Source organism: Streptomyces sp. NPDC058045 (genome assembly GCF_042885635.1).
Taxonomy (GTDB): domain Bacteria; phylum Actinomycetota; class Actinomycetes; order Streptomycetales; family Streptomycetaceae; genus Streptomyces.
Map to the genome: position 1 here is coordinate 29,866 of NZ_JBHVRR010000019.1, position 17,482 is coordinate 47,347.

The following is a 17,482-nucleotide window of genomic DNA, read 5'->3' on the forward strand; positions in this document are numbered from 1 at the left end:
CCGCGTCCCCCCCCCCCCTTCCCCGGCCTGCCCCAAAACCCCCCCGGGGGAGGGGTTTTGGGGGGGGCTAAGTGGGGCCCGCGCGGGTGGCGCGGCCACCCTCCACTTCGGAGCGGGGTGACCGGCCCCGCACGCGTCCGGACTCAGCAGTCGCGCAACTCCGGTGACTGGTTGAGGAGTTGGCCGCGGACGGAGGTGAAACGGGCGAGCCGCTCGTCCACCGAGGCGTCCAGCGGGAAGACCGCCACCCGGTGGCAGTTCTGGAAGGCCAGCCGTACCCCGAAGTGCCGTTGCAGCGCGCCGCGTATCGCGTCGCTCGCCAGCGCCCGCAGCAACTGGCCGCGCGCCTGCTCGTCCGGCGGCGGCGTCTGGTTGTCGGCGAACTCCCCGCCGTCGACCTTCAGTTGGGCCACCAGAGAGCTGATCATCCCCCAGGCGTAGGGCAGGGAGGTCCGGACGCAGTCGACGAAGGCGGCTTCGTCGACCTCGCCTCGCTCGGCCTGTTCGAGTAGGGCCGGTGAGACGTCGAGCGACATGGGTTCTCCTCTCGCACCCCCGTGACCGCACGGGGGCTGACGGACAAGTACGGCTGCCGGACACGCTGTGTACACGCGCGGCGACCTCCTGCGTCCACCGTAAGCACCTGCACCGCCCCGCACCAGGAGATGGCGGACACAACCGGCCAACTCCGAAAAGACCCGGACGGGTTCGTGCGGGATATGGACAACGATCCGATGCCAACCGGCGATCAACCGGACATCGGCCCGGCCCCGACCGCGCCTTCGCGGGAGCTCGGGCGCGAGTCGCGCGGGCGGGGCCCGGTCGAGTAGCGTTGCCGACCATGCGTCTCGTCATCGCCCGCTGCTCCGTCGACTACGCGGGCCGCCTCACCGCCCATCTCCCGCTCGCCCCCCGGCTGATCCTTGTGAAGGCCGACGGCAGCGTCTCCGTCCACGCCGACGACCGGGCCTACAAGCCGCTCAACTGGATGTCGCCGCCGTGCACCCTGAAGGAGGGCTCGGGCGAGGACTCCGGGGTGTGGACGGTGATCAACAAGGCGGGCGAGAAGCTCATCATCACCATGGCCGAGGTGCTGCACGACTCCAGCCATGAACTGGGCGTGGACCCGGGCCTGATCAAGGACGGCGTCGAGGCCCACCTCCAGGAGCTGCTCGCGGACCGCATCGAGACCCTCGGCGACGGCTACACCCTGATCCGCCGCGAGTACCCCACCGCGATCGGCCCGGTGGACATCCTGTGCCGGGACGCGGACGGCGCCACCGTCGCGGTGGAGATCAAGCGCCGCGGCGAGATCGACGGCGTGGAGCAGCTCACCCGCTATCTGGAACTCCTCAACCGCGATCCCCATCTGGCCCCGGTACGCGGGGTGTTCGCGGCCCAGGAGATCAAGCCGCAGGCCCGCGTCCTGGCCACCGACCGAGGCATCGGCTGCGCGGTGCTGGACTACGACGCGCTGCGCGGTATCGAGGACGACAAGCTGCGCCTCTTCTGACGGCCCCGCGGTCGGCCGACAGAGGGTGCCGGTCGTCAGAGGCTGCCGCTCGGCGAGGCCTCCGGCCCGGCCTCCGGACTGGACGTGGTGTCGCCGCTCGCCGCGGGGCTGCCCTCGGCCCGGGTGGACGCGGCGGTGCGGCTCGCCGAATCGGAGGTGCCGTCCGGCCCGGTGGGTTCCGTGGTGGGTGACTCGGTGGGCGTCGGCTTCCCCGTCTCGCTGCCCGAAGGCGTCGGCTTGGGCGAGGACTTGGTGGGCGTGGGCTTCGGCGAGGACCTGGTAGGCGTCGGCGTGGGGCTCGGGTGCCGGGTCGGGCTGGCCGGTGCGCTGCGGGACGGCTCCTGGGTCACCGGGTCAGGGGTGGGCGTCGGCGCGCTGGTGGTGGGCGTGACGCTGTCCTCGGGCTCGGGCGAGGAGGCGGTGGTCGCGGGTGCGGTGGTCGGCTCCTCGGCGGCGGTGTCCCCGCTGTCGTCCTGGCTGGCGGAGGGCGTGCTGCCGACGGTGCCGGAGGAGTCCTGGTCGCCGCGGGAGGTGATGCCGAGGGTGATCACGGTGCCGAGGACCGCGACCAGTACGGCACCGGCGCCGGCCGCCGCCAGATTCCGCCGGGTGCCCCGCACCACCCCGGCCTTGCGGTGGCCGTGGCCGACCGCTTCCGGTTCCGCCGCAGCGGACATCCGGTGGGTGACCAGGGCCTCCTGCTCCGCGGGCACCGGCTCGAACCCGGACACCGCCGCCGGCTCCGGTCGGCTCGGCGGCCCCGGCACGATCACCGGGACGGGGACGCCGGTGGCGGGGGTGGAGGACGGGTCGTCGTCGTGGCGGGCGGCGATCGGCGGCTCGCCGGGGAGCGGGCCGGTGACGGTGTGTCCTGAGCGGTCGGCGACCAGGGCGAGGGCGCGCCGCCCGGCGACGGTGCCCCGCCGGTCGGCGAGCGCGCCCCGCAGCCCGATGGAGGCCTCCAGCTCGGCGCGGGCCCGGTCGAGGCTGCCGCGGCAGAGCGCCAGTACGCCCAACTCGTGGTGGAAATAGGCCTGGTCGGCGATCTCACCGGCGTGGCGGGCGGCCTCCTGCCCGGCACGCAGCGCCCGTTCCCAGGAACCCCAGTCGAGGGCGGCGGCGAAGGCGGGGGCGGCACCGCGGGCCAGCCGCACCGGCAGGCTGCGCCGCGGCCCGTCCTCGGTCCCGCTCGCCGGACCGGGCGCGGGGGCGGTGCTCCCGGCGGTGGGGACGGCCCCGGCGAGGGCGGCGAGTACCGCCTCGGCCTCGGCCGCGACCCGCTCGGGGGTGACCGAGGGGTGGCCGGTCCACCAGGCGTAGTGGGCGGCGGCGGCCCGGAGATGGGCGGCACGGTCGCCGTCCTGGCCGACGGCCTCCAACTGGGCGGCCGCCCCGGCCGCCAGCCGGTGGCGGGAGCCGACGGGGGTGACGAGGGCGGCGTCGAGGAGTTCGGTGAGGGCGGTGTCCGCGTGGGTGTCGCCGACCAGGGCGGGCAGATGCGCGGGGTGCGGCAGCTCACCGTCGAGGGCGAGCGCGAAGCGGAGTGCGGCGCGCGCGGCGTGCCCCAGCCGGGCCGCCAGCACCGGTACGGGCGCGGCGCCTTCCCCGAAGGTGGGCAGCGGCACCGTGGCGGCCCCGAACGCCGTAACCGGGGTCAACCGCCCTTCGCCCAGGGCGGATTCGGGCCGCCACGGGGACTGGTCCAGGGGCTCGCCGGCGCGGATCCGGTCCCGGCGCCGCAGCAGCGCGGCGGCCTGGAGGACGCGCACCGGCAGCCCGTCCCACTCCGGCCACAGCTCCCCGGCCCAGGCGGACTCCTCCGGGCTGAGGGCACGGCCGGTACCGGCGGCCAGCAGCGCCAGCGAGGCACCCCGGTCCAGCCCCGGCAGGTGGACCTCCTCCAGATGCGAGCCCGGCGAGGGGGCCGCGACCTCGGGAGTGGCGGCGAGCAGGAAGGCGCACTCGGGGGTCGCGTCGAGGAGTTCGTCGAGGGCGGCGCCGCCGAACTCCAGATCGTCCAGGACCACCACCGCTCCGATGCCCTGCACCGATGCCAGCAGAGCCGTTTCGTCCGGGCGGGCCGGGCCCGCGTCGAAGACCTCGGCGTACAGGTCGTACAGCAGGTCGGCGGTGGTGCGGCGGTGGCCGGTCAGGCGTATGACGCCGTCGGGGGCGAGACCGGCGCAGTCCCCGGCCACGGCGTCCAGCAGTGCGGTGCGGCCGCAGCCGGCCGGGCCGGTGAGGCGGACCGAGCGGCCGCGGGCCAGCAGCCGGGCCAGCCGGTGGCGCGCCTCGTCCCGCGCCAGCAGCGGTACCCGGGGCGCGGTGGGGGCGGGCGGGACCGGCGGGAGGGCGGCGCGGGCGCGTTCGGCGCGCTCGGCGGGGGTGCGGCGGACGGGCTGCGGGGCGCGCTCGCCGGGCGGGCAGGGCTCGATCTCGCTCCCGTCGAGGGGGTTGACGGTGAGCAGGAAGTCGCCGGTGTGCAGGGTGACGGTGCGGACCTGCGGCGGGTTGGCGGCGGGGGTCGGGTCGAGGGGGGCGCGGGCGGGCGGCGAGTGGCGCACGGGCAGATACCGGGCGTCCTGCGGTGCGGGGTCGGGGTGTCCGCCGTGGCGGTGCGGGAAGTCGGCGCCGTTCGGGTCGTTCGGGTCCATGGTCAAGCCCCCACAAGCATCATCGTGTGCCCGAGCCCTCCCGGCCCCGTGTCCCGCGGTCGCGGGTCCCGCTGCACACCATGCTCTCGCTGCTGGTCCGGTGCCCGTCTGCCGGGTCTGTCATGGAACGGGCCCCCGCACCCTAGACCGCCCCGACTACTTCCGGCCACCCGGGGCCCCGAACCATCCCAACCGTTCCGAACTGCCCGAGATACCCGAAGAGCTGGTCCTGTCCGGCGAGTTCCCCTTTGCCCTGCGGGATGCGGCCCGCCTCACCCGGCCCCGGTCCCGATCCCGTCCACAGCCTCGCCGGCGTTGAACTCCGGTGCGCGCAGGGCGAGTTGGGCTCCGCCCGGACCCCGTACCTCAGACCCTGGGCAGGGACTCCAGGCCGATGCCGCCCTCGATGGCGAGAATGCGGTGCAGCCGGGTGGCGACCAGCAGCCGCTGCATCTGCGGCGGCACCGCGCGCAGTACCAGCCTGCGGCCGCACCGCCCGGCGCGCCGGTGCACGCCCATGATGACGCCGAGCCCGGTGGCGTCCCAGGAGTCCAACTCGGACAGATCCAGCACCAGATCACCGACTCCGTCGTCCACGGCGGAGTGCAGGACCGTTCGGGCGTCCGCCGCGCTGCGGACGTCGAGGCGGCCCCCGACGACCAACTCGACGTGGTCGCCCCTGATGTGCATATGCGCTCCCCAAAAGTGCTGTCGGCGATGCTGGTCGGCTGCCCGGTGCCGTGACGGCGGTCGGCGTGGTCGGCGTTTACCCGCGTACGGTGTATGTCACTGCAACTGACCGCGAGTTGTGCAGCCGAGTGGCCCGGTTGTGAGCGAACCGATATCCAATTCACCCCGGGGGGTGAAGATTTGGTCTCCCCCGGGGTGCACGGACTCGGCTCGCGTGGTGCGGTGGTGCGGGTGTGCCGTCGTACGGCACCCGGTCAGTACGTGTAGAACCCCTGCCCGGTCTTGCGGCCGAAGTCACCGGCGTCCACCATCCGGCGCATCGACTCCGGCGGGGCGAACTTCTCGTCCTGGGACTCGGTGTAGATGTTCTCGGTGGCGTGCAGCAGGACCTCCACACCGGTGAGGTCCGCGGTGGCGAGCGGTCCCATGGCGTGGCCGAAGCCGAGCTTGCACGCCAGGTCGATGTCCTCGGCGGTGGCCACGCCCGACTCCTGGAGCTTGGCCGCCTCCACCACCAGCGCGGAGATCAGGCGGGTGGTGACGAAGCCCGCCACATCGCGGTTGACGACGATGCAGGTCTTGCCGACGGACTCGGCGAACTCCCTTGTGGTGGCGAGGGTTTCGTCGCTGGTCTTGTATCCGCGGACCAGCTCGCAGAGCTGCATCATCGGCACCGGCGAGAAGAAGTGCGCCCCGACGACCCGCTCCGGGTGCTCGGTGACCGCGGCGATCTTGGTGATCGGGATCGCCGAGGTGTTGGTGGCGAGCACGGTCCGCTCCCCCACCAGCTTGTCCAGGGTGCGGAAGATCTCGTGCTTGATCTCCAGCCGCTCGAAGACGGCCTCCACCACGATGTCGGCGTCGGCGACGGCGTCCAGGTCGGTGGTGGCGGTGATCCGGCCCAGCGCGGCCTCCGCGTCCGCCGCGGACAGCTTGCCCTTGGCGGTGAACTTCTCGAACGAGGCCTTGATGCCGTCGGTCCCCCGGGTCAGCGCCTCGTCGGTGACGTCCCGCAGGACCACGTCCCAGCCGGCCTGCGCGGAGACCTGAGCGATTCCCGACCCCATGAGTCCCGCTCCGATGACGGCGAGCTTCCCTGCCACAGTCCGACTCCCTCTCCCCGTGAAAACATGTCCATGATTGCTCTCCGGCGGACCTTAGCGCCCACGAGGGGCCCGTGGGGACGGGAGAGATGCGTGTCACGTCTCACTGGACGGACATCACATCGGCCGACCCCCGAGACGGCACCCCCAGCACCTCACCGGGCCTTGCACCGGGCGTAGTTGAGGAACCGTTCACTCAGCAGGCGACCGTCTCGCCGGGCACCCGCGCGCCCTCCGCCGTGCCGAGGCCTAGGGGGTGTCCGCAAAGTCCCGCCGTCGCCCGAAGGGCGGCCCCGCGGCGTCTGGTGCGTGCTCTCGGCGTGCCGGGCGCGAGGCCTCGTACTGGACGTACTTGGCCTTGTGCCCGGTGCGGCGAGAGTGCGTGCCAGGCGTCGCGGGGCAAGGCGGGACTTTGCGGACACCCCCTAGGCTGAGGCCCATGGTCAACCTCACGCGCATCTACACCAGAACCGGCGACCAGGGCACCACCGCCCTCGGCGACATGAGCCGCACCCCCAAGACCGATCTGCGGATCTCCGCCTACGCCGACGCCAACGAGGCCAACGCGGTCCTCGGCACCGCCATCGCCCTCGGCGACCTCGGCGAGGAGGTCACCAAGGTCCTCGTACGGGTGCAGAACGACCTCTTCGACGTCGGCGCCGATCTGTCCACCCCCGTCGTGGAGAACCCGGAGTACCCCCCGCTGCGCGTCGAGCAGTTCTATGTGGACCGGCTGGAGGAGGACTGCGACCACTTCAACGCGCAACTGGAGAAGCTGCGTTCGTTCATCCTGCCCGGCGGCACCCCCGGCGCGGCCCTGCTGCACCAGGCGTGCACCGTGGTGCGGCGGGCCGAGCGGTCCACCTGGGCGGCGCTCGACGTACACGGCGAGACGATGAACCCGCTGACCGCGACCTACCTCAACCGCCTCTCCGACCTCCTCTTCATCCTCGCCAGAACGGCGAACAAGGAGGTCGGCGATGTGCTGTGGGTACCGGGCGGCGAACGCTAGAGCCTCTTGTCGAACGGCCCTCGGTCAACCGTGGGGGCGGGCGGGGGCTGTTCCGTGCGGCCGGCCGGGGCCTTCTTCGGGAAGAAGGTGTAGCTCAGCGCGATCACCAGGTTGATCCCGATCAGATAGAGCATCCCCCGCTGCCAGTCCGACAGCACCTGGGTGGCCCCGGCCCGCCCCACGTACCAGATCGCGCACTGCAACAGCGCCATCGCGATCAGCGACCCCACCGTCCAGCGCGCCGCCACCCGCCACTCGTGGACCGCGCGCGGCCACCCGTACCTGGGGGTGGACGGCGGCGGCCCGCCCGCGAACCGGTGGGCGACCCGGGCGTCGGCCCACCGCACCAGGGACGGGCCGAGCGCCAGGGAGAAACCGATGTAGACGGCGGCGATCCCGTGCCGGGGGCCCGGTTCCGCGCCGTTCTTCAGATCGATCGCGGCGATCACGAAGAGCAGTACCTCCAGCAGCGGCTCGCACAGCAGCACCACCACACTCGCCCGCGGCCGCTTCGCCCAGTACCGCAGGGCGAGGCCCACGGCCAGCAGCACCCAGAAGGCGACCTCGCAGACGACGATCAGCGTGACGATCACGGTGGACTCCTCTCCGTCCTCCTCCAGACTCCCGCCCGATCCGCCCCGCTGCCTCGTCGCCGCCGACGAGATGGGACTGCATCCTTCGATGTACCGAAGGCCCGCCCACGCTCCACCGCGGCGGGGAGGTGGCCCGGGCCGCGGCCGTGTTGGATGGTGCCATGCCCGCCGCACCCCGCCCGCTGCCGCACCGCCAGGACCTGATGATCGCGGGCGCCGGGCTCTCCTCCGGCGTCCTGGCCTGGGCGCTCGGGCTGCACGCCGGGGGTCTCGTCCTCCTCGGCGGGGCGTGGACGCTGGTACCGCTGGTGGTGATGGCGGGCCTGGAACTGCTGCGCCGGAGCCACCCGCGGACGGCGCTCTGGGCCGGCACCGCGGCCATCACCGCCGACCAGCTCACCCTGGGCAATCTCGCCACCATCCTGATGTTCACGGACCTGGTGTACGCGGCGGTGGTCTACGGGACGCCCGCCGCCGCCCGCCGTATCCCGGTCGCCACCGGAGTGGTCACCCTCGCCATGACCTTCGGGGCCCTCGCCTGGTGGCGCAGCCCGGAGGCGCTGTTCGTCGGGGTGCTGACCGGGCTGGTGTCGTTCGGTCCCGCGACCACCGGGGCGCTGGTGCGCAACCACCGGGACGCCGCCGAGACGGCCCGGCTGCGCGCCGAGCAGACCGCGCTGCTCGCCGAGATGGACCGCGGTCAGGCGGTGACCGCCGAACGCGCCCGGATGGCAAGGGAGTTGCACGACATGGTGGCCAACCACCTCTCGGCGATCGCCATCCACGCCACCGCCGCCCTCTCCATCGACGACCCGGCGACCACCCGCACCGCGCTGGGCACCATCCGCGAGAACAGCGTCCAGGGCCTGGCCGAGATGCGCCGCCTGATCGGCCTGCTGCGGGACTCGGGCGCCGACTCCGAACCGGCCGCCGCCCCCACCCTGGACGGCCTGGACGCCCTCGTCGCCCAGGCCCGCGGCAACGGACTCGACGTCTCGCTCACCGTCACCGGCGACACCGGGGGCCTGCCCGCCCCCGTCGGCCTCGCCGCCTACCGCATCGTCCAGGAGTCCCTGACCAACGCCCTCAAACACGCGGCCCCCGGCCCGGTCGAGGTGGCCGTGGCACGCACCGGCGACCGCGTCGAGGTGCGGGTCAGCAGCCCGTACGGGGAGCGGCGCGGGCCACGGGCGCCGGGGTCGGGCGCCGGGCTGGTCGGGATGCGCGAGCGCGCCGCCCTGCTGCACGGCACCTTCGAGGCGGGACCAGGCCCGGCCGCCACCGCCTCCGGAGGCACCGCCTGGTGCGTGCGGTCGGTGCTGCCGCTGGAGCAGCCGGAGACCGGACACCACCCACCGCAACGCCCGCTCCCCGAGGGCCGGTTGCCGCAGAGCCGGCCCCAGGAAGGAACCCCGGAGTGATCCGCGTACTCGTCGCCGAGGACCAGAGCGCGGTACGCGCCGGCCTGGCGCTCATCCTGAACAGCGCCCCCGACATCGAGGTGGCCGGAGAGGCCGCGGACGGCGAGGAGGCGGTACGGCTGGCGCGCTCGCTGCGCCCCGACGTGGTGCTGATGGATGTGCAGATGCCACGCCTGGACGGGGTCTCCGCCACCCGCACGGTGACCTCCGAAGGCCTCGCCGACGTCCTGGTGCTGACCACCTTCGACCTGGACTCGTATGTCTTCGGGGCGCTGCGGGCGGGCGCCGCGGGCTTTCTGCTGAAGAACACCGAGGCGGCGGATCTGCTCACCGCGGTCCGTACGGTGGCCCGCGGTGAGGGGATCATCGCGCCCGCGGTGACCCGGCGGCTGATCGCCGAGTTCGCCGCCGTCCCCGGTCCGGCCGCCGTACCCGAACCGCCGCCGGAGCTGGCGGAGTTGACGCCGCGGGAGCGCGAGGTGCTGGGCTGCCTCGGCGCGGGCTGCTCCAACGCGGAGATCGCGGACCGCCTGGGCATGGCGGAGGGCACCGTGAAGACGCATGTGAGCCGGGTCCTGGGCAAGCTCGGGCTCCGCAGCCGCCTCCAAGCGGCCGTCCTGGCCCAGGAGTTGGGACTCTGACCGGGCGGGCGGCCGGCAACAGGGGGAGATTCAGGCGACGTTGACGCGCTGGCCCGGCGGGGCCGCCTCCAGCCAGGCCAGGAAGCCGGTCAGGGCGTCCTCGCTCATCGCCAGCTCCAGCCGCGCCCCGCGATGCACACAGCTCAGCACGATGGCGTCGGAGAGCAGCGCCAGCTCCTCCTCGCCCTGCGGGGCCCGCCGCCCGGACACCTCGATGGCGTTGCGCTCCAGGGTGCGGCGTGGCCGGGGCGCGTAGGAGAAGACGCGGAACCACTCGATGCGGTCGCCGTTGTACCGCGCGATGCCGTAGCCCCAGCCCTTGCCCGAGGTGTCCTCGGCGCCGTCCGCACCGGGCGCGTCCCAGCGCAGGCTGCAGTCGAAGGTACCGCCGGACCGCTGGACGAGCCTGCGGCGCAGCCCGAAGGCGAACAGCCCCAGCACCACCAGCGCTACCACCGCGATACCGCACACCAGCAGGACGAGGATCATCGGCACCGACCTCCTCGCCTCTCCGTTGGCGGACGACTAGCGACATCCCTTACTGCACCGCACACGGCCGGCAGCCGCCGCGGTCCCCGCGTCCAGCATCCCGCACAGCGGGTACCGGACGCGGATCGCCTCAGCCGCGGCCCGGTCCGGATCACTCCGGTCCTGGCCGCGGCTGAGTCAAAGCTCTCCGTACGCCTGGGTCAGCGCACCGCCACCGCGCGCAGTCGGACATCGGCGCGGCGTTCGGCGGAGGCGTCGGCCTCCGACTTGGCCCGCTCCAGCGCGCGCTCGGCACGCCGGACGTCGATCTCGTCCGACAGCTCGGCGACCTCGGCCAGCAACGACAGCTTGTCGTCGGCGAACGAGATGAAACCGCCGTGCACCGCGGCGACGACAGTACCGCCGTCATTGGTACGGATGGTCACCGGGCCCGACTCCAGCACACCGAGCAGCGGCTGGTGACCGGGCATGACGCCGATGTCGCCGGACGTGGTACGCGCGACGACCAGGGTGGCCTCGCCGGACCAGACCTGCCGGTCGGCGGCGACCAGCTCGACGTGCAGCTCAGCAGCCAAGGTGTGGCTCCTCGGGTCACCACCCGGCGGCTTCGCCGGGTGTTGGGTCAGATTCTAGTGGGCGTACGGCAGGGGGCGTGCGCCGCCCCCTGCCGTGGGCCTGCGGCTGGTGGGCCGGGGCTCAGGAGACGCCCAGCTCCTTGGCGTTGGCCTTGAGGTCCTCGATGCCACCGCACATGAAGAACGCCTGCTCGGGGAAGTGGTCGTACTCGCCGTCGCAGATCGCGTTGAAGGCCGAGATCGACTCCTCAAGCGACACATCGGACCCGTCGACGCCGGTGAACTGCTTGGCGACGTGGGTGTTCTGCGACAGGAAGCGCTCCACCCGGCGGGCCCGGTGGACGACGATCTTGTCCTCCTCGCCGAGCTCGTCGATACCGAGAATGGCGATGATGTCCTGGAGGTCCTTGTACTTCTGAAGGATCGTCTTGACGCGCATGGCCGCGTCGTAGTGCTCCCTCGCGATGTAGCGCGGGTCCAGGATGCGGGACGTGGAGTCCAGCGGGTCCACCGCCGGGTAGATGCCCTTCTCGGAGATCGGACGGGAGAGCACCGTCGTCGCGTCGAGGTGGGCGAAGGTGGTGGCCGGCGCCGGGTCGGTCAGGTCGTCCGCGGGCACATAGATCGCCTGCATCGAGGTGATCGAGTGGCCGCGGGTGGAGGTGATGCGCTCCTGGAGGAGGCCCATCTCGTCGGCGAGGTTCGGCTGGTAGCCCACCGCGGACGGCATCCGGCCGAGCAGGGTGGACACCTCGGAACCGGCCTGGGTGAAGCGGAAGATGTTGTCGATGAAGAACAGCACGTCCTGCTTCTGCACATCGCGGAAGTACTCGGCCATGGTGAGGCCGGCCAGCGCGACGCGGAGACGGGTGCCCGGCGGCTCGTCCATCTGACCGAAGACCAGCGCGGTCTTGTCGATGACGCCCGACTCGGACATCTCGTCGATGAGGTCGTTGCCCTCACGGGTACGCTCACCGACGCCCGCGAACACCGACACACCGTCGTGGTTGTTGGCGACGCGGTAGATCATCTCCTGGATCAGCACGGTCTTGCCGACACCGGCACCACCGAACAGACCGATCTTGCCGCCCTTGACGTACGGGGTCAGCAGGTCGATGACCTTGATGCCCGTCTCGAACATCTCGGTCTTCGACTCAAGCTGGTCGAAGTTGGGCGCCTTGCGGTGGATGGACCACCGCTCACCAACGTTGGCGTTCTCCTCGGGGACGTTCAGCACCTCACCGATGGTGTTGAACACCTTGCCCTTGGTGAAGTCGCCGACGGGGACGGTGATGCCGTCGCCGGTGTCGGTCACCGCGGACTGGCGGACCAGGCCGTCGGTGGGCTGCATGGAGATGGCGCGGACCAAGCCGTCACCCAGGTGCTGGGCGACCTCCAGGGTCAGCGTCTTGAGCTCGCCGTCCTTCGCCGGGTCGGCGACCTCGACGTGCAGGGCGTTGTAGATCTCCGGCATGGCGTCGACGGGGAACTCCACGTCGACGACCGGGCCGATGACCCGGGCGACGCGGCCCGTGGCAGCGGCCGTCTCAACAGTGGTGGTCATTACTTGTCACTCCCCGCGGTCGCGTCGGCCAGGGCACTGGAGCCACCGACGATCTCGCTGATTTCCTGGGTGATTTCGGCCTGGCGGGCCGCGTTGGCAAGCCGGGAGAGGGCGTTGATCAGGTCCCCGGCGTTGTCGGTGGCCGACTTCATCGCGCGGCGGGTGGCGGCGTGCTTGGAGGCGGCCGACTGCAGCAGCGCGTTGTAGATGCGGCTCTCGACGTAGCGCGGCAGCAGGGCGTCGAGGACACCCTCCGCCGACGGCTCGAACTCGAACAGCGGCAGGATCTCGTCCTTGGCGGCCGACTCCTGCGCGACCTCGTCGAGGCTCAGCGGCAGCAGCCGGGCCTCGGTCGCGGTCTGCGTCATCATCGAGACGAACTCGGTGTAGACGATGTGGAGTTCGTCCACGCCGCCCTCGGCCGTGTCCCGCTCGATGGCCTCGATCAGGGGGCCCGCGACGGTCTTGGCGTCCGCGTACGTCGGCTCGTCGGTGAAGCCCGACCACGACTCCGCGATCTTGCGCTCGCGGAAGTTGTAGTGGGCCGTACCGCGCCGGCCGACGATGTACGTGTCGACCTGCTTGCCGTCCGCGCGGAGTTGGTCGGTGAGCCGTTCCGCGGCCTTGATGGCGTTGGAGTTGAAGGCGCCGGCCAGACCGCGGTCGCTCGTGAGGAGCAGCACCGCGGTCCTGGTGGGCGTCTCGGCCTCGGTGGTCAGAGGGTGCTTGGTGTTCGAACCGGTCGCCACCGCCGTGACCGCTCGGGTGAGCTCGGTCGCGTAGGGCGTGGAGGCGGTCACCTTGCGCTGCGCCTTGACGACGCGCGAGGCGGCGATCATCTCCATCGCCTTGGTGATCTTCTTGGTCGCGGTGACGGACCGGATGCGACGCTTGTAGACCCGGAGCTGCGCTCCCATGAGTCAGGTCCCTTCGGTCGTCACTTACTTGGCGGCGGGCGAGTCTTCGCCGAGCAGCTTGCCGTCCGAGGTCTCGAACTGCTTCTTGAAGCCCTCGACCGCGTCGGCGATCGCCTGGATGGTGTCGTCGGACATCTTGGCGCCCTCCCGGATGGAGGTCAGCAGGCCCTGCTCGTTGTGGTGCAGGTGGTCCAGCAGCTCGCGCTCGAACCGGCGGATGTCCTTGACCGGTACGTCGTCCATGCGGCCGGTGGTACCGGCCCAGATGGAGACGACCTGGTCCTCGGTGGCCATCGGCTGGTACTGGTCCTGCTTGAGCAGCTCGACCATGCGCGAACCGCGCTCCAGCTGCGCCTTGGACGCGGAGTCCAGGTCGGAACCGAAGGCGGCGAACGCCTCCAGCTCACGGAACTGGGCGAGGTCCACCCGGAGCCGGCCGGACACCTGGCGGATCGCCTTGTGCTGGGCCGAGCCGCCGACTCGGGACACGGAGATACCGACGTTCAGCGCGGGCCGCTGGCCGGCGTTGAACAGGTCGGACTCCAGGAAGCACTGGCCGTCGGTGATGGAGATGACGTTGGTCGGGATGAACGCCGAGACGTCGTTGGCCTTGGTCTCCACGATCGGGAGGCCGGTCATCGAGCCGGCGCCCTCCGCGTCGGAGAGCTTGGCGCAGCGCTCCAGGAGGCGGGAGTGCAGGTAGAAGACATCGCCCGGGTAGGCCTCACGGCCCGGCGGGCGGCGCAGCAGCAGGGACACGGCACGGTAGGCGTCGGCCTGCTTCGACAGGTCGTCGAAGATGATCAGGACGTGCTTGCCGTCGTACATCCAGTGCTGACCGATGGCGGAACCGGTGTACGGCGCCAGGTACTTGAAGCCGGCCGGGTCGGACGCCGGGGCGGCGACGATGGTCGTGTACTCCAGGGCACCGGCCTCCTCCAGCGCGCCGCGCACGGACGCGATGGTGGAGCCCTTCTGGCCGATGGCGACGTAGATGCAGCGGACCTGCTTCTTCGGGTCGCCGGAGCGCCAGTTGTCACGCTGGTTGATGATCGTGTCGACGGCCAGCGCGGTCTTGCCGGTCTGGCGGTCGCCGATGATCAGCTGGCGCTGGCCGCGGCCGACGGGGGTCATCGCGTCGACGGCCTTGTAGCCGGTCTCCATCGGCTCGTGCACCGACTTGCGCTGCATGACCGTGGGGGCCTGCAGTTCCAGGGCGCGCCGGCCGCTGGTCTCGATGTCGCCGAGGCCATCGATCGGGTTGCCGAGGGGGTCGACCACGCGGCCGAGGTAGCCCTCGCCGACGGCGACGGACAGGACCTCGCCGGTGCGGGTGACCGGCTGGCCCTCCTCGATGCCGCTGAACTCGCCGAGGACGATCGAGCCGATCTCGCGCTCTTCGAGGTTGAGCGCGAGGCCGAGGGTGCCGTCCTCGAACTTCAGCAGCTCGTTGGCCATGGCCGAGGGCAGGCCCTCGACCTTCGCGATGCCATCGCCGGCCAGGGTGACCGTACCGACCTCCTCGCGCGAGGCCGCGTCCGGCTTGTACGACTGGACGAAGTTCTCCAGTGCGTCCCGGATCTCCTCCGGCCGGATCGTGAGCTCCGCCATGCTGGGTTCCCTGCTCTCCTTGTTGGGCCCGAAGTTTCTTAGGGGATCTGGGGCTGTTTCGCCTTGCGGTTCCACCGCCGGCCCCCAGAAACATGTGCATCCTCTGCACGGCCCAACTCGGGCCGTAAGCAATGCTCTTGTTGAGTTGGTTGGTGCCGCGCCGCGTCAGGCGGCCATGCGGCGGGTCGCCTCTTCGATGCGGTCCGCGATGGAGCCGTTGATGACCTCGTCGCCGACCTGCACCCGGATCCCGCCGAGGACCTCGGGGTCCACGTCGAGGTGGAGGCGGATCTGCCGGCCGTAGAGCTTCGACAGGCCCTGGGCCAGCCGCTGCTTCTGCGTGTCCGACAGCGGGACCGCGGAGGTGACCACGGCCACCATGCGGTTCCGGCGCTCCGCGGCGAGCGCGGAGAGGGCCTCAAGGCCCGCTTCCAGGCTACGTCCCCGCGGATGGGTCACCAGACGGATCACCAGCCGCTCGGTCACGGCGTCCGCGCGGCCGTCCAGGAGGCGGTGCAGCAGCTCGCCCTTGGCGGCGGCGGGGGCGTTGCGCTCGCTGAGCGCGGCGCGCAGCCCGGCGTCGGCCGAGACGATCCGGCCGAAGCGGAACAGTTCGTCCTCGACGTCGTCCAGGGTGCCGGAGCGCTGGGCGGCGGCCAGGTCGGCCGTGTCGGCCAGCTCCTCCAGGGCGTCGACCAGGTCACGCGACTGCGACCAGCGCGAGCGGACCATGCCGGACAGCAGGTCGACGGTGTCCCCGCCGACCTGGCCGCCGAACAGCCTCGCGGCCAGGTCCGCCTTGGCGTCCGCGGCCTGCGCCGGGTCGGTGAGAACCCGGCGCAGGGACACCTCGCGGTGCAGCAGCGCGGTGACCGCGGCCAGCTCCCCGGCGAGCTGCGCCGGGTCGGAGGAGGCCTGGTCGGTCAGCGCGTCGAACTGGTCGCGGGCGGCGCCCAGGGCCTCACGGCTCGCTCCGTGTGCGGTCACCGGGCGACCTCGGCCGTCTCGGTGCCGGAGGCCTTTCCGTCGAGCTCGTCGAGGAAGCGGTCGATGGTGCGGCTCTGCCGGGCGTGGTCCTCAAGGGACTCGCCGACGAGCTTGCCGGCCAGCTCGGTGGCCAGTCGGCCCACGTCCTGGCGCAGCGTCTGCGCGGCGGCCTTGCGGTCGGCCTCAAGCTGGGTGTGGCCGGCGGCGATGATCTCCTCACGCTGCCGCTGGCCTTCCGCACGCATCTCCGCGATGAGCGCGGCGCCCTGCTCCTGCGCGTCCTGACGCAGGCGCGCGGCCTCGTGGCGGGCCTCGGCGAGCTGGGCCTTGTACTGCTCCAGCACGCTGTCGGCCTCGGTCTTGGCGGCCTCGGCCTTCTCCATACCGCCTTCGATGGCCTCGCGGCGCTCCTCCAGAACCCTGTTGATGTTCGGGAGGAGCTTCTTGGCGAAGACGAAGAAGACGATGGCAAAGGCGATGGCGCCGATGAGCAGCTCGGGCCACGCGGGGACGAGCGGGTTCTGCTCCTCCGCGGCCGCGAGTTGCACCAGGTTGGCGATCACATCAGTGCCTTTCGTCGGGATGCTGGGTAAGTAAGCGGATTACTTACCGAACACGAACGGCATCACGATGCCGATGAGGGCGAGCGCCTCACAGAACGCGAAGCCGAGGATCTGGTTGGCGCGGATCAGGCCGGCGGCCTCGGGCTGGCGGGCCAGGGCCTGGGTGCCGTTACCGAAGACGATGCCGACGCCGATGCCGGGGCCGATGGCGGCGAGGCCGTAACCGACGGAGCCGAGGGAACCGGAGACAGCGGCGAGGGTCTCAGTGGCAGCCATGCTGTTTCTTCCTTCTTTTCTTTACGGACCGGTGGGGGTTGGCCACCGGACGTTCTGGGGTTTTGGCGGACGGGTCGGCTCAGTGGTGCTCGGCGAGCGCGCCCTGGATGTACGAGCAGGTCAGCATCACGAACACGTACGCCTGCACGGCCTGGACGAAGAGCTCGAAGAGAATCATGATCATGGTCATGATGAACGAGACGCCCGCGGCCGGGATCATGTAGCTGTTCAGCAGGTACCAGGAGGCGACGGTGAACATCACCAGCATGAGGTGACCGGCGAACATGTTGGCGAAGAGCCGGACGGCGTGGGTGAAGGGCCGCACGAAGAGGTTCGAGAAGAACTCGATGACCACCACGAGCGGGAGCACCGGGCCGAGGGACTTGTCCCAGCCGGTGATGTTCTTCCAGCCGCCGACGAATCCGTGCCGCTTGAAGGTCAGCGAGACCCAGAGCACCCAGACGACCAGGGCAAGGAACGCCGGGATGGCGATCACCGAGCCGACCGGGAACTGGGCGAGCGGGATCACGGACCAGATGTTCATGATCCAGATGAAGAAGAAGAGCGCGACGATGAGCGGGACGTACTTCTCGCCCTCGCGCTTGCCGAGCGTCTCGTAGACGACGCCGCGGCGCACGAAGTCATAGCCGGCCTCGGCGGCCATCTGCAGCTTGCCCGGGACGACCTTGGCCTTGCCGAAGGCGGCCCAGAAGACGCCGAGCAGCACGACCGTGGTGAGCAGGGCCAGCAGCATGACCTTGTTGAACTCGAAGCTGCCCACCGAGAAGAGCGGCTTGAACAGGAAGGAGTTCAGGCCAGGAGCCGGAAAGCCACACCCGTTTTCGGACAGGATGCGGCAGCTCCAGTCAAAGG

At 71.5% G+C, this 17,482-nt stretch carries 18 protein-coding genes; 4 read left to right on the plus strand and 14 right to left on the minus strand.

Features of this window, described 5'->3' with window-relative positions; all coding sequences use genetic code 11:
* Window positions 1–143: 143 nt before the first annotated feature.
* Window positions 144–536 (minus strand): SCO5389 family protein, encoded by a 393-nt coding sequence (locus tag ACFVST_RS14325; RefSeq protein ID WP_390150471.1) that lies wholly within the window; start codon window positions 534–536, stop codon window positions 144–146.
* A 305-nt stretch (window positions 537–841) separates the two neighbouring features.
* Between ACFVST_RS14325 and nucS the strand changes: the two genes are divergently transcribed.
* Complete coding sequence (nucS, locus tag ACFVST_RS14330; protein ID WP_390150474.1) at window positions 842–1,513, plus strand: endonuclease NucS; 672 nt, start codon at window positions 842–844, stop codon at window positions 1,511–1,513.
* A gap of 35 nt (window positions 1,514–1,548) precedes the next feature.
* On the opposite strand, the gene ACFVST_RS14335 is transcribed toward nucS, so the two are convergent.
* The 3 genes from ACFVST_RS14335 to ACFVST_RS14345 all read right to left on the minus strand — a co-directional run bounded on the left by ACFVST_RS14335 (window position 1,549) and on the right by ACFVST_RS14345 (window position 5,960).
* A complete protein-coding gene (locus tag ACFVST_RS14335) occupies window positions 1,549–4,167 on the minus strand; it encodes an ATP-binding protein (RefSeq protein ID WP_390150477.1) in 2,619 nt (872 codons plus the stop codon).
* Between the two features lie 366 nt (window positions 4,168–4,533).
* Window positions 4,534–4,857 carry an STAS domain-containing protein gene (locus tag ACFVST_RS14340; protein ID WP_390150480.1) on the minus strand — a complete coding sequence of 108 codons (324 nt, stop codon included), beginning with the start codon at window positions 4,855–4,857 and terminating at the stop codon, window positions 4,534–4,536.
* Between the two features lie 254 nt (window positions 4,858–5,111).
* Window positions 5,112–5,960, minus strand: a complete 849-nt coding sequence (locus tag ACFVST_RS14345) for a 3-hydroxyacyl-CoA dehydrogenase family protein (RefSeq protein ID WP_390150483.1) — start codon at window positions 5,958–5,960, stop codon at window positions 5,112–5,114.
* 439 nt (window positions 5,961–6,399) lie between these two features.
* On the opposite strand from ACFVST_RS14345, the gene ACFVST_RS14350 reads away from it, so the two are divergent.
* Complete coding sequence (locus ACFVST_RS14350) at window positions 6,400–6,972, plus strand: cob(I)yrinic acid a,c-diamide adenosyltransferase (RefSeq protein ID WP_390150486.1); 573 nt, start codon at window positions 6,400–6,402, stop codon at window positions 6,970–6,972.
* On the opposite strand, the gene ACFVST_RS14355 is transcribed toward ACFVST_RS14350, so the two are convergent.
* A complete protein-coding gene (locus tag ACFVST_RS14355; protein ID WP_390150489.1) occupies window positions 6,969–7,565 on the minus strand; it encodes a hypothetical protein in 597 nt (198 codons plus the stop codon). The two genes, ACFVST_RS14350 and ACFVST_RS14355, sit on opposite strands and share 4 nt — an antisense overlap.
* A gap of 161 nt (window positions 7,566–7,726) precedes the next feature.
* Here ACFVST_RS14355 and ACFVST_RS14360 point away from each other — a divergent pair, with 161 nt between their 5' ends.
* Complete coding sequence (locus ACFVST_RS14360; RefSeq protein WP_390150492.1) at window positions 7,727–8,986, plus strand: sensor histidine kinase; 1,260 nt, start codon at window positions 7,727–7,729, stop codon at window positions 8,984–8,986.
* Window positions 8,983–9,627: a response regulator gene (locus ACFVST_RS14365; RefSeq protein WP_390150495.1), complete on the plus strand. Its 645-nt coding sequence runs from the start codon at window positions 8,983–8,985 to the stop codon at window positions 9,625–9,627. Before ACFVST_RS14360 ends, ACFVST_RS14365 begins: the two co-directional genes overlap by 4 nt.
* Before the next feature lie 30 nt (window positions 9,628–9,657).
* Here the strand turns inward: ACFVST_RS14365 and ACFVST_RS14370 are convergent, their stop codons facing one another.
* The 9 genes from ACFVST_RS14370 to atpB form a co-directional block, all read right to left on the minus strand.
* Window positions 9,658–10,116, minus strand: coding sequence for a DUF2550 domain-containing protein (locus tag ACFVST_RS14370; RefSeq protein ID WP_390150498.1), 459 nt, complete (start codon window positions 10,114–10,116; stop codon window positions 9,658–9,660).
* A gap of 200 nt (window positions 10,117–10,316) precedes the next feature.
* Entirely contained in the window at window positions 10,317–10,691 is a 375-nt protein-coding gene (locus ACFVST_RS14375) for a F0F1 ATP synthase subunit epsilon (RefSeq protein WP_390150501.1), read from the minus strand.
* Between the two features lie 121 nt (window positions 10,692–10,812).
* Complete coding sequence (gene atpD, locus ACFVST_RS14380) at window positions 10,813–12,255, minus strand: F0F1 ATP synthase subunit beta (protein WP_390150503.1); 1,443 nt, start codon at window positions 12,253–12,255, stop codon at window positions 10,813–10,815.
* Window positions 12,255–13,172, minus strand: a complete 918-nt coding sequence (locus ACFVST_RS14385) for a F0F1 ATP synthase subunit gamma (protein ID WP_390150506.1) — start codon at window positions 13,170–13,172, stop codon at window positions 12,255–12,257. Before ACFVST_RS14385 ends, atpD begins: the two co-directional genes overlap by 1 nt.
* A gap of 24 nt (window positions 13,173–13,196) precedes the next feature.
* Entirely contained in the window at window positions 13,197–14,783 is a 1,587-nt protein-coding gene (gene atpA / locus ACFVST_RS14390; RefSeq protein ID WP_390150508.1) for a F0F1 ATP synthase subunit alpha, read from the minus strand.
* A 165-nt stretch (window positions 14,784–14,948) separates the two neighbouring features.
* Entirely contained in the window at window positions 14,949–15,770 is an 822-nt protein-coding gene (locus tag ACFVST_RS14395; protein ID WP_390150510.1) for a F0F1 ATP synthase subunit delta, read from the minus strand.
* Window positions 15,767–16,333 carry a F0F1 ATP synthase subunit B gene (locus ACFVST_RS14400; protein WP_390150513.1) on the minus strand — a complete coding sequence of 189 codons (567 nt, stop codon included), beginning with the start codon at window positions 16,331–16,333 and terminating at the stop codon, window positions 15,767–15,769. The genes ACFVST_RS14395 and ACFVST_RS14400 overlap by 4 nt, the downstream gene beginning before the upstream one ends.
* A 39-nt stretch (window positions 16,334–16,372) precedes the next feature.
* A complete protein-coding gene (gene atpE, locus ACFVST_RS14405; protein WP_390150515.1) occupies window positions 16,373–16,609 on the minus strand; it encodes an ATP synthase F0 subunit C in 237 nt (78 codons plus the stop codon).
* Between the two features lie 79 nt (window positions 16,610–16,688).
* The gene (gene atpB, locus ACFVST_RS14410) at window positions 16,689–17,459 is read right to left on the minus strand and encodes a F0F1 ATP synthase subunit A (RefSeq protein WP_390150655.1); all 771 of its coding nucleotides are present in this window, start codon (window positions 17,457–17,459) and stop codon (window positions 16,689–16,691) included.
* Window positions 17,460–17,482 lie beyond the last annotated feature (23 nt).

Excerpts from the sequence above, each read along its gene's own strand:
- ACFVST_RS14325 (WP_390150471.1), bottom strand. The coding sequence starts at position 536 with ATGTCGCTCGACGTCTCACCGGCCCTACTCGAACAGGCCGAGCGAGGC.
- nucS (WP_390150474.1), top strand. The coding sequence starts at position 842 with ATGCGTCTCGTCATCGCCCGCTGCTCCGTCGACTACGCGGGCCGCCTC.
- ACFVST_RS14335 (WP_390150477.1), bottom strand. The coding sequence starts at position 4,167 with ATGGACCCGAACGACCCGAACGGCGCCGACTTCCCGCACCGCCACGGC.
- ACFVST_RS14340 (WP_390150480.1), bottom strand. The coding sequence starts at position 4,857 with ATGCACATCAGGGGCGACCACGTCGAGTTGGTCGTCGGGGGCCGCCTC.
- ACFVST_RS14350 (WP_390150486.1), top strand. The coding sequence starts at position 6,400 with ATGGTCAACCTCACGCGCATCTACACCAGAACCGGCGACCAGGGCACC.
- ACFVST_RS14360 (WP_390150492.1), top strand. The coding sequence starts at position 7,727 with ATGCCCGCCGCACCCCGCCCGCTGCCGCACCGCCAGGACCTGATGATC.
- ACFVST_RS14370 (WP_390150498.1), bottom strand. The coding sequence starts at position 10,116 with ATGATCCTCGTCCTGCTGGTGTGCGGTATCGCGGTGGTAGCGCTGGTG.
- atpD (WP_390150503.1), bottom strand. The coding sequence starts at position 12,255 with ATGACCACCACTGTTGAGACGGCCGCTGCCACGGGCCGCGTCGCCCGG.
- ACFVST_RS14385 (WP_390150506.1), bottom strand. The coding sequence starts at position 13,172 with ATGGGAGCGCAGCTCCGGGTCTACAAGCGTCGCATCCGGTCCGTCACC.
- atpA (WP_390150508.1), bottom strand. The coding sequence starts at position 14,783 with ATGGCGGAGCTCACGATCCGGCCGGAGGAGATCCGGGACGCACTGGAG.
- atpE (WP_390150515.1), bottom strand. The coding sequence starts at position 16,609 with ATGGCTGCCACTGAGACCCTCGCCGCTGTCTCCGGTTCCCTCGGCTCC.